This window comes from Vescimonas coprocola (assembly GCF_018408575.1).
Taxonomy (GTDB): Bacteria; Bacillota; Clostridia; order Oscillospirales; family Oscillospiraceae; genus Vescimonas; species Vescimonas coprocola.
In genome coordinates this window covers 1,329,261-1,344,355 of sequence record NZ_AP023418.1, presented here as the reverse complement: position 1 = coordinate 1,344,355, position 15,095 = coordinate 1,329,261, and the positions used below count along the sequence as shown (strand labels likewise).

Annotated in this window: 17 protein-coding genes and 1 pseudogene; 15 read left to right on the top strand and 3 right to left on the bottom strand. The window is 53.2% G+C overall.

The genetic code is table 11. The features are described 5' to 3' along the window. Window positions 1–61: 61 nt before the first annotated feature. The gene (gene sdaAA / locus KJS28_RS06590) at window positions 62–931 is read right to left on the bottom strand and encodes an L-serine ammonia-lyase, iron-sulfur-dependent, subunit alpha (protein WP_213540313.1); all 870 of its coding nucleotides are present in this window, start codon (window positions 929–931) and stop codon (window positions 62–64) included. Then, the gene (gene sdaAB / locus KJS28_RS06585) at window positions 921–1,598 is read right to left on the bottom strand and encodes an L-serine ammonia-lyase, iron-sulfur-dependent subunit beta (RefSeq protein WP_213540312.1); all 678 of its coding nucleotides are present in this window, start codon (window positions 1,596–1,598) and stop codon (window positions 921–923) included. Before sdaAB ends, sdaAA begins: the two co-directional genes overlap by 11 nt. A gap of 180 nt (window positions 1,599–1,778) precedes the next feature. On the opposite strand from sdaAB, the gene KJS28_RS06580 reads away from it, so the two are divergent. The 15 genes and pseudogenes from KJS28_RS06580 to KJS28_RS06515 all read left to right on the top strand — a co-directional run bounded on the left by KJS28_RS06580 (window position 1,779) and on the right by KJS28_RS06515 (window position 14,080). Continuing rightward, window positions 1,779–2,489 (top strand): LytR/AlgR family response regulator transcription factor, encoded by a 711-nt coding sequence (locus KJS28_RS06580; protein ID WP_213540311.1) that lies wholly within the window; start codon window positions 1,779–1,781, stop codon window positions 2,487–2,489. Next, complete coding sequence (locus tag KJS28_RS06575; protein WP_213540310.1) at window positions 2,489–3,820, top strand: sensor histidine kinase; 1,332 nt, start codon at window positions 2,489–2,491, stop codon at window positions 3,818–3,820. Before KJS28_RS06580 ends, KJS28_RS06575 begins: the two co-directional genes overlap by 1 nt. Window positions 3,821–4,103: 283 nt before the next feature. Continuing rightward, complete coding sequence (locus KJS28_RS06570; protein WP_102732904.1) at window positions 4,104–4,625, top strand: P-loop nucleotide/nucleoside kinase family protein; 522 nt, start codon at window positions 4,104–4,106, stop codon at window positions 4,623–4,625. Between the two features lie 361 nt (window positions 4,626–4,986). Beyond that, window positions 4,987–6,906, top strand: a complete 1,920-nt coding sequence (tet(W), locus tag KJS28_RS06565; RefSeq protein ID WP_213540309.1) for a tetracycline resistance ribosomal protection protein Tet(W) — start codon at window positions 4,987–4,989, stop codon at window positions 6,904–6,906. A 50-nt stretch (window positions 6,907–6,956) separates the two neighbouring features. After that, a complete protein-coding gene (locus KJS28_RS06560; protein ID WP_213540308.1) occupies window positions 6,957–7,724 on the top strand; it encodes a class I SAM-dependent methyltransferase in 768 nt (255 codons plus the stop codon). 204 nt (window positions 7,725–7,928) lie between these two features. Next, a complete protein-coding gene (locus KJS28_RS06555; protein WP_003505338.1) occupies window positions 7,929–8,375 on the top strand; it encodes an RNA polymerase sigma factor in 447 nt (148 codons plus the stop codon). After that, entirely contained in the window at window positions 8,365–8,568 is a 204-nt protein-coding gene (locus KJS28_RS06550) for a helix-turn-helix domain-containing protein (RefSeq protein ID WP_003505336.1), read from the top strand. The genes KJS28_RS06555 and KJS28_RS06550 overlap by 11 nt, the downstream gene beginning before the upstream one ends. 624 nt (window positions 8,569–9,192) lie before the next feature. Then, window positions 9,193–9,591, top strand: coding sequence for a plasmid mobilization protein (locus KJS28_RS06545; RefSeq protein ID WP_002569238.1), 399 nt, complete (start codon window positions 9,193–9,195; stop codon window positions 9,589–9,591). After that, window positions 9,563–11,185, top strand: a complete 1,623-nt coding sequence (locus KJS28_RS06540; RefSeq protein WP_002569237.1) for a relaxase/mobilization nuclease domain-containing protein — start codon at window positions 9,563–9,565, stop codon at window positions 11,183–11,185. The genes KJS28_RS06545 and KJS28_RS06540 overlap by 29 nt, the downstream gene beginning before the upstream one ends. Before the next feature lie 185 nt (window positions 11,186–11,370). Then, a complete protein-coding gene (locus KJS28_RS06535; protein ID WP_002569236.1) occupies window positions 11,371–11,583 on the top strand; it encodes a hypothetical protein in 213 nt (70 codons plus the stop codon). Then, the gene (locus KJS28_RS06530; RefSeq protein ID WP_002569235.1) at window positions 11,573–12,322 is read left to right on the top strand and encodes a phage replisome organizer N-terminal domain-containing protein; all 750 of its coding nucleotides are present in this window, start codon (window positions 11,573–11,575) and stop codon (window positions 12,320–12,322) included. Before KJS28_RS06535 ends, KJS28_RS06530 begins: the two co-directional genes overlap by 11 nt. After that, window positions 12,319–13,173, top strand: coding sequence for an ATP-binding protein (locus tag KJS28_RS06525; protein WP_002569234.1), 855 nt, complete (start codon window positions 12,319–12,321; stop codon window positions 13,171–13,173). Before KJS28_RS06530 ends, KJS28_RS06525 begins: the two co-directional genes overlap by 4 nt. After that, the gene (locus tag KJS28_RS06520; RefSeq protein WP_002569233.1) at window positions 13,170–13,358 is read left to right on the top strand and encodes a transposon-encoded TnpW family protein; all 189 of its coding nucleotides are present in this window, start codon (window positions 13,170–13,172) and stop codon (window positions 13,356–13,358) included. Before KJS28_RS06525 ends, KJS28_RS06520 begins: the two co-directional genes overlap by 4 nt. Window positions 13,359–13,469: 111 nt before the next feature. Beyond that, a pseudogene (locus KJS28_RS12915) lies at window positions 13,470–13,571 on the top strand (recombinase family protein); the annotation flags it as partial. Window positions 13,572–13,708: 137 nt separating this feature from the next. Next, window positions 13,709–14,080: a TnpV protein gene (locus KJS28_RS06515; RefSeq protein ID WP_213540307.1), complete on the top strand. Its 372-nt coding sequence runs from the start codon at window positions 13,709–13,711 to the stop codon at window positions 14,078–14,080. 43 nt (window positions 14,081–14,123) lie between these two features. Here KJS28_RS06515 and KJS28_RS06510 read toward each other — a convergent pair whose 3' ends face one another. Further along, window positions 14,124–15,089, bottom strand: a complete 966-nt coding sequence (locus tag KJS28_RS06510) for an ATP-binding protein (RefSeq protein WP_407701740.1) — start codon at window positions 15,087–15,089, stop codon at window positions 14,124–14,126. Between the last annotated feature and the right edge of the window lie 6 nt (window positions 15,090–15,095).

Below are 15,095 nucleotides of genomic sequence, written 5' to 3'. Positions count from 1 at the left end.
GTATGAAAAAGGCGACCGTGGTACATCGTACCACGGTCGTCTTTTTCATCATGTCGAGACATCAGCCCCGCATTTTTGCCTCGATGGCCTTGCCGGTGGGGGTGTCCGCCAGACCGCCCAGCGCTGTTTCCCGGAACTCCACGGGGATGCGGCGGCCCACCTCGCCCATGGTGTCGATGACCTCGTCCACGGGGATGCGGCTCTCAATGCCCGCCAACGCCATATCCGCCGCACTGACGGCGTTGACGGCACCGACGACATTGCGCTTGACGCAGGGAACCTCCACCAGACCTGCCACCGGGTCGCAGATCAGACCCAGCAGATTCTTCAGAGCCATGGCCACAGCGTGGCAGATCTGCTGGCCGCTGCCGCCCCGGAGGGCCACCAAAGCCCCCGCCGCCATGGCACTGGCGGTGCCGATCTCCGCCTGACAGCCGCCGGCAGCACCGGCGATACAGGCCCGATAGGCGATGACGGCACCGATACCGCTGGCTACATACAGTGCCTCCAGAATCTGGCGCTGGTTCAGCTCCTCATACTTGCACAGGGGCAGCAGCACTGCCGGCAGCACGCCGCAAGCGCCTGCCGTGGGGGCCGCTACAATGCGGCGCATACAGGCGTTGGACTCCGCCATGCTGAGGGCCTCTGCGATGACCTCGCTGACGTAGCCGCCGGACATGGCCTTGCCCCGGATGGCGTACTGCTGCATTTTCAGACCGTCGCCCCCCACCAGCCCGCTGACGCTGCGGCGGTCGCCGGTATAGCTGTCGGAGGCGTCTACCATGGCCTGCCATGTGGTGAGCATCTTGGACAGAGAGGATTCCCGGCTCACCTGCCGCTCCTCCATGTCCGCTGCCAGCACCACCTCCCAGAACTCCTTGCCCTCCTGCTCCATGCAGTGCAGGATATCCGCCATCGAATCAAGAGACATGGTCCTCGTCCTCCTTATCATAGTAGGTCACCGACAGGATGCCCGGCAGCTCCGCCAGAAAGCTCACCTGATGGGGCTTGATGTGCTGATCCGTTTCGATGACCATCAGGGCGTCACCGCCCCGCTTGTGGCGGCACAGGCTCATATTGGCCACGTTGATCCGCAGCTGGCTGAGAATGGTGGTGACGGCGGCCAGAGCACCGTTTTCATCGTGGTTGCGGACCACCAGCGTGTTGTAGTCTCCGGTGAAGCTGACGTCAATGCCGTCCAGCTTGTTCACCACGATGCGGCCGCCGCCGATGGAGGCGGCTTGCAGCTCCAGCTGTTTGCCGTGGGCGTCCCGGACCTCGATGACCGCCGTGTTGGGGTGGGCGTCCCGCAGGTCGATCTTATCCACGGTGAAGTGCAGACCCGCCTTCTCCGCCTCCTGAAAGGCGAAGGGGATCCGCATATCGTCGGGGTTCATGCCCAGCAGACCCGCCACCAGCGCCCGATCGGTGCCGTGGCCGGAGCCGGTCTCGGCAAAGGAGCCGTGGAGGTGGATCCTGGCCTCCATCGGCTCACCGCCCAGCAGTGTACGGGCCATCTTGCCGATGCGGGCCGCTCCGGCGGTGTGGGAGCTGGAGGGACCCACCATCACCGGGCCTAAAATATCGAAAATGTCCATGTAACATGGCCTCCTGTCGTGATATGTACCATACGTTCGGTATCATACCACATCCCAATGCAAAAAGCGAGAGGGTTTCAGAAAAATTTTCAGCTTTGGGCAGGGCATATCATTTTTCTTGTTTTTTCGCCCGGTACGGAGTATGATGGAGACAGTATCATGCAGAGAGGAGCACTGCCTATGAAGATCGCACTGGTGGATGATGATCCCAGGGCTCTGGCGCAGCTGGAGCAGTATCTCACCGAGCAGCTGGGTCGGGAGACGGAGATCTCCCGCTACGGCAGTGGGGAAGCGCTGCTGGCGGACTGGCGGCCCGGCGCCTTTGAGCTGGTGGTGCTGGATATCTACATGGGCGGCGCCACAGGCATGGAGGTGGCCCGGCGGCTGCGGGCTGATGACGGACAGGTGCGGCTGGCCTTCGCCACCTCCAGCAACGACTTCGCCAGCGAGAGCTATGAGGTGGGGGCCTGCTACTATCTGCGAAAGCCCTTCCGGCCGGAGGGAGTCCGGGCCATGCTGGAGCGGCTGGATCTGGAGGCGCTGGAGCGCTCCCGCCGGCTGCGGCTGCCGGACGGCAGTCAGGTGGTGCTGCGGAGCATTCGCTACGCCGCCTCCGACGGCCACCGGGTGACGCTGCACTGCAAGGATGGGGACCGTACCCTGCGGACCTCCTTTGCTGCTGTGGAGCCGCTGCTGTGCGCCTATCCGTGCTTCTGCGGCATCTGCCGGGGCGTGGTGGTGAACTTCCACGAGGTGGCCGGCCGGCAGGAGGACGTGTTCCTGCTGAAGGACGGCACCCGTCTGCCCATCAGCCGCCGGAGGTTACGGGAGGTGCAGGAGGCATACTCCGCCTTCCGCTTTGACCGGCTGCGAAAGGACGGTGTCGACTGATGCCGCCGCTGTATCGGATGCTGGAGGTCTGCGTTTATTCGCTGACGAACTTCCTGCCCTTTCTGGCCATGGCCCTCTATCCCTTCCGGCGGAGACTGCGGTTTTCTCCGGCGGTGGCGGCGGCGCTGGTGGCAGTGCTGACGCTGCTGCAAATGGGACTGGGCCTGTGCGCTGCCTTCTTCACGCCGGGGCGGGGCAGCCTTCTCAGCGCCGTCAGCACGGGGCTGTACGCCGTGTTCTACTTTCTGGCGGTGCGGGCCTATCCCGGCAAGACGCTGTTTACCCTGCTGATGATCTCTAATCTGGCCAATCTGGTGGTGATCGCCGCCAAGTGCCTGGAGGGACAGATGTTCCCGGCGCTGGCGGTGCAGTCCTACCGATGGTCCTTCGCCCTGATGATGCTGGCGGTGGAGGCGGTGCTGTTCCTGCCGCTGCTGCTGTATGTCCGGAAGGTCTATACTCCCGCCGTGGAGCAGGAGACATCGGGGCTGGCATGGCGCTATCTGTGGCTCATCCCCGCCACCTTCTATCTTATCTGGTACTACGTCATTTACGGCAACACCAACCTGACAGGGCTGGAGATCGCCCTGCGGCCCAGCAGCACCATCGTGCTGCTTTTCATCAACACCGGGGCGGCGCTGGTGTACTATGTGGTGGCCCGACTGGTGCTGGAGCAGGAGAAGCTGGTTGCCCTGCAGCAGAAGAACTATGCGCTGGCCATGCAGAGCCTGCAATACGAGAACCTGCAGGAACGTATTGCCGAGGCCCGGCAGGCCAAGCACGATGTGCGCCACCACATCGCGCTGCTGCAGGATTGCCTCCGGCGGAAGGACTACGACGCCATGCAGGCGTATCTGGATCGGTATCAGGAGACGCTGCCCGACGCCCGGCAGCTGCAATTCTGCGGCAATGCCGCCGTCAATGCCGTACTGTCCTACTTTGCCCAGCAGGCGGCGGCCCAGCAGGTGGAGTTCTCCGTGAAGGCCCAGCTGCCGGAGTATACCGGCGTCGCTGACCCGGATCTGGCGGTGCTGTTCGGCAATCTGCTTGAAAACGCCCTCACCGCCTGTATGCAGGAGGCATCGCCCCGCATTGTGGTCCGCATTACCGCCGATGCCCACACCCTCTGCGCCGCCGTGGACAACACTTTCACCGGCACAGTGCGCCGCACCACCGGTGGATTCCTCTCCACCAAGCACGCCGGACTGGGGCTGGGGACGGCCTCCGTCCGCAGCATCGCTGAGAAGTACCACGGCGTGTGCCGACTGGAGCCGAGAGACGGAATGTTCTGCGCCTCCGTGCTGCTGGAGCTGCCACAGGAGAAGCTGTGAAGAAATGCTCATGTACGGTAAGGAAGCAAGCAACCGAAAACAAGAGATAGACCGCCAGCACTACACTATTCCGAACCAAAGACCAAAAGATAAGCATTGTGGGAAAATCTAAACTTTTGGATTTTCCTACAATGCCGACTACGGCGGAATCCCTCCCACTCCTTATATCTTTCTTTCCGTATACATTGAATTTGTATTTAGTAAATGCTATAATGTCCCTATTCAAATTATAAATGTGTTGAATTAGTTACATGTACATATTTTTTGTGCCGGAGGAAGTGAAATGAAACAAAAAATTTATCTCATTACAGGCTTAATGGCTTCTGGAAAATCTACAGTTTCCGATTTACTGGCAAAATCAATAGAAAAATGCGTCCATCTTCGTGGTGATGTGTTCCGAAAAATGATTATTTCAGGCAGAGAAAATATGTCAGCTACCCCATCAGCGGAAGCAGTCCGCCAGCTGTACCTTCGATACAAATTGACTGCTGATGCGGCAAGGTCATACTTTGACAACGGCTTTTCTGTAGTGATCCAAGATAACTACTACGGTGATGAATTAAACCGAATGATAAATTATCTGCATAAATACCCTGTTGAGGTTGTCGTTCTTTGTCCAGATGTGGAAACAATAAAAGAAAGGGAACGATACAGGGAGAAAACAGGCTATTCCGGCTTTACGGTTGAAACCTTATACGATACATTTATGCAGACAACACCACGGATCGGCTTTTGGTTGGACAATTCCAACCAAACACCACAGCAGACAGCAGAAAACATTCTGAACGCTAGGAAGCCGGTATGATTGTTACATATAAGGGGAAGAAAAATTTCTTTTAGGTACTTGCTTTCCTAAAACTGATGTGATATAATAGCTTCATTCCAGAAAAGGAGTAAAAAATATGCGGCAAGGTATTCTTAAATAAAACTATAATCAAATAGTGGGAACAAAGAATTATGATAGCTCCTTTTGTGGGGGCTTGGTTTTTTGTACCCAATTTAAGAATACTTTTGCCTTATCAATTTTGACATATTCAAAAAACAGCAATCACAAATAGGTGTATGCTGTATATGTGTATGTCCGCAAATTAGAATCCCCAGTGGTAAAAGTATTTTACTGCTGGGGATTTTTATGCCCTTTGGGGCTGTAAAGGGAGGACAATCACATGAAAATAATCAATATTGGAATTCTTGCCCATGTAGACGTTGGAAAGACGACCTTGACGGAGAGCCTGCTATATGCCAGCGGAGCCATTTCAGAACCGGGGAGCGTCGAAAAAGGGACAACGAGGACGGACACCATGTTTTTGGAGCGGCAGCGTGGGATTACCATTCAAGCGGCAGTCACTTCCTTCCAGTGGCACAGATGTAAAGTTAACATTGTGGATACGCCCGGCCACATGGATTTTTTGGCGGAGGTGTACCGCTCTTTGGCTGTTTTAGATGGGGCCATCTTGGTGATCTCCGCTAAAGATGGCGTGCAGGCCCAGACCCGTATTCTGTTCCATGCCCTGCGGAAAATGAACATTCCCACCGTTATCTTTATCAACAAGATCGACCAGGCTGGCGTTGATTTGCAGAGCGTGGTTCAGTCTGTTCGGGATAAGCTCTCCGCCGATATTATCATCAAGCAGACGGTGTCGCTGTCCCCGGAAATAGTCCTGGAGGAAAATACCGACATAGAAGCATGGGATGCGGTCATCGAAAATAACGATGAATTATTGGAAAAGTATATCGCAGGAGAACCAATCAGCCGGGAAAAACTTGCGCGGGAGGAACAGCAGCGGGTTCAAGACGCCTCCCTGTTCCCAGTCTATCATGGCAGCGCCAAAAATGGCCTTGGCATTCAACCGTTGATGGATGCGGTGACAGGGCTGTTCCAACCGATTGGGGAACAGGGGGGCGCCGCCCTATGCGGCAGCGTTTTCAAGGTTGAGTACACCGATTGCGGCCAGCGGCGTGTCTATCTACGGTTATACAGCGGAACGCTGCGCCTGCGGGATACGGTGGCCCTGGCCGGGAGAGAAAAGCTGAAAATCACAGAGATGCGTATTCCATCCAAAGGGGAAATTGTTCGGACAGACACCGCTTATCAGGGTGAAATTGTTATCCTTCCCAGCGACAGCGTGAGGTTAAACGATGTATTAGGGGACCAAACCCGGCTCCCTCGTAAAAGGTGGCGCGAGGACCCCCTCCCCATGCTGCGGACGACGATTGCGCCGAAAACGGCAGCGCAAAGAGAACGGCTGCTGGACGCTCTTACGCAACTTGCGGATACTGACCCGCTTTTGCGTTGCGAAGTGGATTCCATCACCCATGAGATCATTCTTTCTTTTTTGGGCCGGGTGCAGTTGGAGGTTGTTTCCGCTTTGCTGTCGGAAAAATACAAGCTTGAAACAGTGGTAAAGGAACCCTCCGTCATTTATATGGAGCGGCCGCTCAAAGCAGCCAGCCACACCATCCATATCGAGGTGCCGCCCAACCCGTTTTGGGCATCCATAGGACTGTCTGTTACACCACTCTCGCTTGGCTCCGGTGTACAATACGAGAGCCGGGTTTCGCTGGGATACTTGAACCAGAGTTTTCAAAACGCTGTCAGGGATGGTATCCGTTACGGGCTGGAGCAGGGCTTGTTCGGCTGGAACGTAACGGACTGTAAGATTTGCTTTGAATACGGGCTTTATTACAGTCCGGTCAGCACGCCGGCGGACTTCCGCTCATTGGCCCCGATTGTATTGGAACAGGCATTGAAGGAATCGGGGACGCAGCTGCTGGAACCTTATCTCTCCTTCATCCTCTATGCGCCCCAGGAATACCTTTCCAGGGCTTATCATGATGCACCGAAATACTGTGCCACCATCGAAACGGCCCAGGTAAAAAAGGATGAAGTTGTCTTTACTGGCGAGATTCCCGCCCGCTGTATACAGGCATACCGTACTGATCTGGCCTTTTACACCAACGGGCGGAGCGTATGCCTTACAGAGCTGAAAGGATATCAGGCCGCTGTCGGTCAGCCGGTCATCCAGCCCCGCCGTCCAAACAGCCGCCTGGACAAGGTGCGCCATATGTTTCAGAAGGTAATGTAAAGATACATAATCGTCAAGACGGCAACAATCAGAAGTTATGGAGGGTAACAATGGAATATAGTAAGGAAGATTTAATGGAAGCAAAAAAGCAAATTTTGGGAGTGGGAGAGAACATGGGAACAGAGGAAAGTAAAAAAATCTGGGAGGAGAACGCACAATTTTGGGATAATGCAATGGGTGACGAATCTAATGAATTTCACAGAGAGGTAGTGCGTCCCAAAGTAACGGAACTTCTATCTCCTAATCCTGCGGATTACATTTTGGATATTGCGTGTGGCAATGGAAATTATTCTTCGTATCTTGCACAAAGAGGCGCTTCGGTTGTCGCTTTTGATTACAGCAAAAAAATGATAGAATTGGCTAAAAGACGGCAATCACAATATGCAAAACAAATTGAATTTTGTGTGGCGGATGCGACCGATAGAAAAAGTATATTAGAATTAAAAAGAAATCGAGCCTTTACGAAAGCAGTTTCTAATATGGCAATTATGGATATTACGGATATTGAACCACTTCTTATGGCTGTTTATGAACTGTTGCAGGAAAGCGGAATTTTTGTCTTTGCAACGCAACACCCTTGTTTTATCACGTTGACTGAAAAATATATGACACCGCACAGTTACTATGGTATAGCGATTGAAGGGCAACCGGAGGAGCAGATTTATTATCATCGTTCCATACAAGATATTTTTAACCTTTGTTTTAGAGCTGGATTTGTCATTGATGGATTTTATGAAGAATGTTTCAAAAACAACAAAGAAATTCCTATGGTAATGATAGTAAGGCTTAAAAAGGTAAAACGTGATAGCTTAAAATAAATTCAAGTTTGCCGGATAAATAGCAAACCTGGCCGAGCCAGTCAACGGTCAAGATGAACGGGCTTCGCCCGCCGTTGACAGCCCCGCCCGGTTTTGCAGTTAGGCAGTCAAGGAGCGACAGCCTAAAGTGCTGCCGCCCCTTACTATCATAAAAAGCAACTACTAACCAGCCACAGCCCTTTTGGGAGGAAAGGGGGATTTTCCATGACCTGTACAGAAGAATATCGGGAACATATCGAGTACACTTTCCATGCCTTTTGCAAAGTCGTTATCCGAAATGCAACGATCAACGCAGCGAGGACACGGAGCAGGAAGCACAAAAGAGAAATATCCCTTGAATACCTCACAGACGAAAAGCACTACCCTTTAGGCACGACAGATGAATATTTCCAAGCCCCGGAGCCGGACGAGGAATACATACTTACCCTTTGCGGCGATACGGTCATTTTCAGCAGCGGCTTACTTGCGGAAGCCCTGTCACGGCTGGACGAACGGGAGCGGGAAATGATTTACCTGTCCTTTTTCAAGCGTATTCCACAGCACGAAATTGGCAGACAGTACGGGCGCAGCCGCAGCACAGCGGGCTACCATATCCGAAAAGTCCTACGGCAGCTCCAAGCGGAAATGGAGGGAATGGCATATGAGAAATAATAGGCTTCTCCCCTATGAAACAATCGTCCAAGCCACCAGCGGGGAGCCGGAAGCGGTGGGAACTGTATTGCAGTATTACCGCCGCCGCATACAATGTGCCGCCCGTGTGAATGGACGGGTAGACCAAGATACAGAGGACTACATCACCCAGACGCTTCTCACAGCTATTTTCAAGTTCCGCTTTGGGAGATAGCCCTACCGCCTACAACTGAATAACCGCCGCTTCGCCGGCAACCAGAAAGCAGTAAATCTATTCAACAGATTTGCTGCTTTTTTTCGTTCCTGTTTGGCATTTTTGAAAATCCCCAGTATGAAAAAACAAAAGGGAAAATTGCCGCCGCAGTTGGCAAAATCCCTTACTTATCCGTGGAGGGTATCAAAGAAAAAAATACTGCCATTGTCCGCCTTTTTCGGCTTGCGTGGTGTTGTAGGGAATAAGGGGAAATTCTAAAAATCTCCGTCCATTTTGCTTTGCGTGGTGTTGTAGGTAGTGAAAGGAAAATTTTCAAGATATGCCGGAATAGCGGGTAGCAAAGCCCTTTTGAAACGTCTTGTTAGCGGAAAGTACGGAAGCCGGGGAACGCCGGAGTTTTTCAGAGCAAGATTCTACCGCAGTACCAAAATTCGCTTATCGCTCATTTTGCCCCTGCGGGAATCTTGTTGGGGAGTGCCTTCCCCAAACCCTGCTTATGCGGCTTACGCCGCTGGAAAATCCCTCAAAATAATTTTTCGGATTTTTCAAAAACAGTTCCGCTTTACACCCTGTTTTTCTCCTATTAGTGAGAGGACACCACGCACAGCCGAAGGAGGTTTTACCATGCGAAAACGATATAACACGCCGCACCGCAGCCGGGTAGTCAAGACACGCATGACCGAGGAAGAATACGCCGAGTTTGCGGAAAGGCTTTCTGCTTACAACATGAGCCAAGCCGAGTTTATCCGGCAAGCCATAACCGGGGCAGCCATACGCCCCATCATAACCGTTTCCCCCGTCAATGACGAGTTGCTTGCCGCTGTCGGGAAGCTGACCGCCGAATACGGCAGGATCGGCGGCAACTTAAACCAGATAGCCCGGACGCTGAACGAGTGGCACAGCCCCTACCCGCAGCTTGCCGGGGAGGTACGGGCGGCGGTTTCCGACCTTGCTGCCCTAAAGTTTGAAGTCTTGCAGAAAGTGGGTGACGCTGTTGGCAACATTCAAACATATCAGCTCTAAAAATGCGGACTATGGCGCAGCGGAAGCCTATCTCACATTTGAGCATGACGAGTTTACCATGAAGCCCACCCTTGATGAAAACGGGCGGCTGATACCGAGGGAGGATTACCGCATTTCTTCCCTCAACTGTGGGGGCGAGGATTTCGCTGTTGCCTGTATGCGGGCTAATCTCCGCTATGAGAAAAACCAAAAACGGGAAGATGTGAAAAGCCACCACTATATCATCAGCTTTGACCCACGGGACGGGACAGACAACGGCTTGACCGTAGACCGGGCGCAGGAGCTGGGCGAGCAGTTCTGTAAAGAGCATTTCCCCGGACACCAAGCCTTAGTCTGCACCCACCCGGACGGGCATAACCACAGCGGCAATATCCATGTGCATATCGTCATCAACTCCCTGCGGATTTATGAAGTCCCGCTTCTGCCCTACATGGACAGACCAGCCGACACACGGGAGGGCTGCAAGCACCGCTGCACCAACGCCGCTATGGAATATTTCAAGAGTGAAGTCATGGAGATGTGCCACCGGGAGGGGCTTTACCAAATCGACCTCCTAAGCGGCAGCAAGGAACGGATAACCGAACGGGAATACTGGGCGGCAAAGAAAGGACAGCTTGCCCTTGATAAAGAGAACGCTGTCAGAGAAGCCGCAGGACAGCCGACCAAGCCCACCAAGTTTGAAACGGACAAGGCGAAGCTGCGCCGGACGATACGGCAGGCACTTTCCCAAGCTGGCAGCTTTGACGAATTTTCTTCCCTTTTGCTGCGGGAGGGTGTGACCGTCAAGGAGAGCCGGGGGCGGCTTTCCTACCTCACGCCGGACAGGACAAAGCCTATCACAGCCCGGAAGCTGGGGGACGATTTTGACAAGGCTGCTGTCCTTGTCCTGCTTACGCAGAACGCCCACAGAGCCGCCGAACAGAGCAAAGCCATACTCGAATACCCTGCCGCGGTTAAAAAGCTGTCACAAGGGGAAAAAACCACAAAAACCACCCCGGCAGACAACACCTTGCAGCGCATGGTTGACCGGGAAGCCAAGCGAGCCGAGGGCAAGGGCGTGGGCTATGACCGCTGGGCGGCAAAGCACAACCTAAAGCAAATGGCAGCTACCGTTACCGCCTATCAGCAGTACGGCTTTTCTTCCCCGGAGGAACTGGACGAAGCCTGTTCTGCCGCCTATACCGCCATGCGGGAAAGCCTTACAGAGCTGAAGCAGATGGAAAAGACGCTGAACGGGAAAAAGGAGCTGCAACGGCAGGTGCTTGCCTATTCCAAGACCCGCCCTGTCCGGGACGGGCTGAAACAGCAGAAAAACGCCAAAGCAAAAGCAGCCTACCGTCAGAAGTACGAAAGCGACTTTATCATAGCAGACGCAGCCGCCCGCTATTTCAGGGAAAACGGCATTTCCAAGCTGCCGAGCTATAAAGCCCTGCAAGCAGAGATTGAAACCCTTATCCAAGAGAAAAACAGCGGCTACAACGATTACCGGGCAAAACGGGAGGAATACCGCCGCTTACAGACTGTCAAGGGCAATATCGACCAGATTTTACACCGGGAGCGCAAGCCTGTGAAAAGGCAGGAACAGGAACGATAAAAACCGCCCCAAAATGTACCCGAACCTATACAGAACAAGGGGGCTGCCCCGTACCCTATCCGCAAATACCAAAGGATTTTTTAACGGGCTTATAGGGCAGAAAAAACCCGAAAATGATACCGAGATGATACAGAATTACCGCCGATACCGCCACACCAGCGGAAACGGCAGAAAGGAGCGCACCCATGCCAAGAATGAGCAAGAAACGGCGGCTGGAATGGTCTTTTTTCCTGCGGCAAGTGAAAGTCGGGAATTCCACCTGCGATCGTATCACATACAATGACCTCTGCCGGGGCTGTACCCATAGCTGCAAGCAGAGCTTCCGGGCGGTTATCATACTCTGCCCCCACTACTACTCCAAACGCCGGAAAAAGGAGGACAGGGACAATGGCAGATAACCGCAAGTATTACTACCTCAAGCTGAAAGAGAACTTTTTTGACAGCGACTCCATTGTGCTGCTGGAAGATATGAAAGACGGGATTTTATACTCCAATATCCTCTTGAAGCTGTACTTAAAATCGCTGAAAAACGGCGGGAAATTGCAGCTTGACGAGCATATCCCCTACACAGCGCAGATGATAGCGACACTGACCCGCCACCAGATAGGGACGGTTGAGAGGGCTTTAGAGATTTTCCGGCAGTTGGGGCTTGTGGAGCAGCTTGACAGCGGGGCTTTCTATATGACCGACATTGAGCTGATGATAGGACAGTCCTCTACCGAAGCCGAGCGGAAACGGGCTGCAAGACTGGAAAACAAGGCACTTTTACCGCCCCGGACAAAAGGCGGACATTTGTCCGACATTCGTCCACCAGAGATAGAGATAGAGTTAGAGAAAGAGATAGAGATAGAAAAAGAGAGAGAGGGAGAAACGGGACACCCCGCCCCCGCCGCTTATGGCAGATACAACAATGTGATACTGACCGATACAGAGCTTTCCGGGCTAAAAACAGAGTTGCCCGACAAGTGGGAGTATTATATTGACCGGCTTTCCTGCCATATCGCTTCCACCGGGAAACAGTACCACAGCCATGCAGCCACCATTTACAAGTGGGCGCAGGAGGACGCTGCCAAAGGCAAGGCTGCCCCGAAACAGGGCATACCCGATTATTCATGCAAGGAGGGCGAGAGCTTATGAAAAACGGAATTGAAGCTATGATTACGGACATTACAGCCACTACCGCCGAAGCGGAGGACTACACAGGCGAGGACGGGCTTTTATACTGCGGTAAGTGCCATACGCCCAAAGAAGCCTATTTTGCAGAGGGAAAGACTTGTTTCGGGCGTGACCGCCACCCGGCAGAGTGCGACTGCCAGCGGGCAGCCCGTGAAAAGCAGCAAGCCGCCGAAAGCCGACAGAAGCACCTTGAAAAAGTGGAGGACTTGAAACGCCGGGGCTTTACCGACCCTGCTATGCGGAACTGGACATTTGAGCATGACAACGGCAGAAACCCGCAGACCGAAACCGCCCGCTTTTATGTGGAGAGCTGGGAAACCATGCAGGCTGAAAATATCGGCTACCTGTTTTGGGGCGGCGTGGGGACGGGAAAAAGCTACCTTGCCGCCTGTATCGCCAACGCCCTTATGGAAAAAGAGGTTGCCGTCTGCATGACAAACTTTGCAACGATACTGGGTGACCTTGCCGCCAGCTTTGAGGGCAGGAACGAATATATTTCCCGCCTTTGCAGCTACCCTCTGCTGATACTTGATGATTTCGGTATGGAGCGAGGAACAGAATACGGGCTGGAACAGGTTTACAGCGTGATTGACAGCCGTTACCGAAGCGGCAAGCCGCTGATCGCCACGACCAACCTCACGCTGGAGGAATTGCAGCACCCGCAGGACACGCCCCACGCCCGTATCTATGACAGGCTGACTTCCATGTGCGCCCCCGTCCGCTTCACGGGCAGCAACTTCCGAAAGGAAACCGCACAGGAAAAGCTGGAACGCTTAAAGCAACTGATGAAGCAGCGAAAGGAGAGCCTATGACAGAAACGAAACAGACAAGCACCACCAAAACAGACCGCCGCCCGGACTGTGTGACGGAAATCCGCATGGGCAACTCCGTCCTTACCGTTTCCGGCTTCTTCAAGCAGGGCGCAACCGACACCGCAGCCGACAAGATGATGAAAGTGCTGGAAGCGGAAGCTGCTACACAAAAAACGGCGATTTGACCGACCATAAAGAAGCAGATTTGACGCTTTTGCCGCTATACAGACAGCCGCCCCATGTGGTACAATCAAGGTACGGAATAGTGGGGCTGGCTGTCGGAAACGGAGGATTTTATGTTAAGACAGACCAACCAACAACCAATTACCGCCCTTTACCCAAGACTATCCCATGAGGACGAGCTGCAAGGCGAAAGCAATTCCATTTCCAATCAAGAGTTACTATGTAGAGGGTGGTTTCTCCCACCTAATACATATGACTGCGGCTCATTTGTGGTGAATGGAACAGCAGTTGTAGGAAAGGAGACAAAAAACTTATAACCGCTGCAAATCAACACAAAAAGGAGCTGAACTTTATGAAATCTCTATTTGAGGAAATGGGCGGCACTTACCGTCAGGAGGGTGATTATCTTATCCCGAACCTTGCGCTGCCGGACGAACCAGAATACCAGATCGGCAAGTACGGGCGTATGCGCCGCAACTATCTGAAAGAACATCGTCCGGTTCTCTATGCAAGCCTGCTCACAAGCGGAACGCTGCATCGGCACCTTGCCGAGATCGACCAAGCCTGCAACGAGCGTATGGCAATCATCGTTTCCGATATGGCAAGGCAGGAAGATGTGACCGAAGCGCTCAAAGCCGCCGACCAAATGGAATGGGTGCGCCGCATGAACAGCATCCGCAGCCGTGCTGAGGAAATTGTTCTGACTGAACTTGTATATAACTGATGAACGCCCGTTATTGGCTGCATGGCCGATAACGGGCGTTCTCTTATTCTTTGGGCAATACGAACCTATATTTGCCCTTGCCTTGACCGGCAACAGGTTCTATTAGTCCTGCGCTTTTGAGCTTATCTATCAATGCACCTGCCGGTGAGGAGGTTACACCCGCGAGATTCATAATATCCGCTCGTGCAAATGCAGCGTCAAAACCAAATTTATGATACAGCTTTAGCATTGTTTCCTTGGTGCTTGCTTTCGCTTTCAGCCCTAAAAGGAATGTTTCAAACAGCTGGTTTTTCTCAGAAACAACTGCTTTCTGCTCATCAAACAACTGGTTTTCATCCGAAATACTCGTTTTATCAATGGATTGCCCATAATTCAGGTTGTACAGCGTCACTTGGAATGAGGTAACATCCGAGTAGAATTTAGGCTCCAACTCAGCACGGTAGTTGTGGGCGGCATGATAGGATTCCGTGATCTTCTTAAAACCACTGCCCTGCCGCTCCATATAGCCCAATCTGCCGAAAATATCTGCAAGGACGGGATTGCGTCGTGTGGAGGAAATGCTGGACAGGTCTCGTTCCTGTATTCGCGTACCGTCGGGCATACCACCGGGAGAATAAATGGTAAGGCGGTCATCGTAAATATCAATGTGTACCTCGCTGCCCAATATCAGATAGTCGCGGTGGATCAGCGCATTGACAAGCGCCTCAAAAACGCTTCGTTCGCAGTAGTCGGGCATCTCAACACGAGAATCGGCAGTTTTCTTCCAGCGCGTTTTCATATTCCGCTTGACAAAGCTGACACCCTCATTGAGCAGGATGATCAGGCTACCGGAGAATTCTGCGCTGTCAAGTGCATCCACCATGCCGCCGCTTTTATCAAGGCCGTTCCAGCGTGTGCAGAACAGGCGGGAATGCCGGATGGGAGAATCATCTGCAAGCAAAGCGCCCGCATTGGTCAGCTTGCCGTGTTCGTCCCGCATATCGAAGGAATCGAACAGCTTTTCTTCCATGCTGTT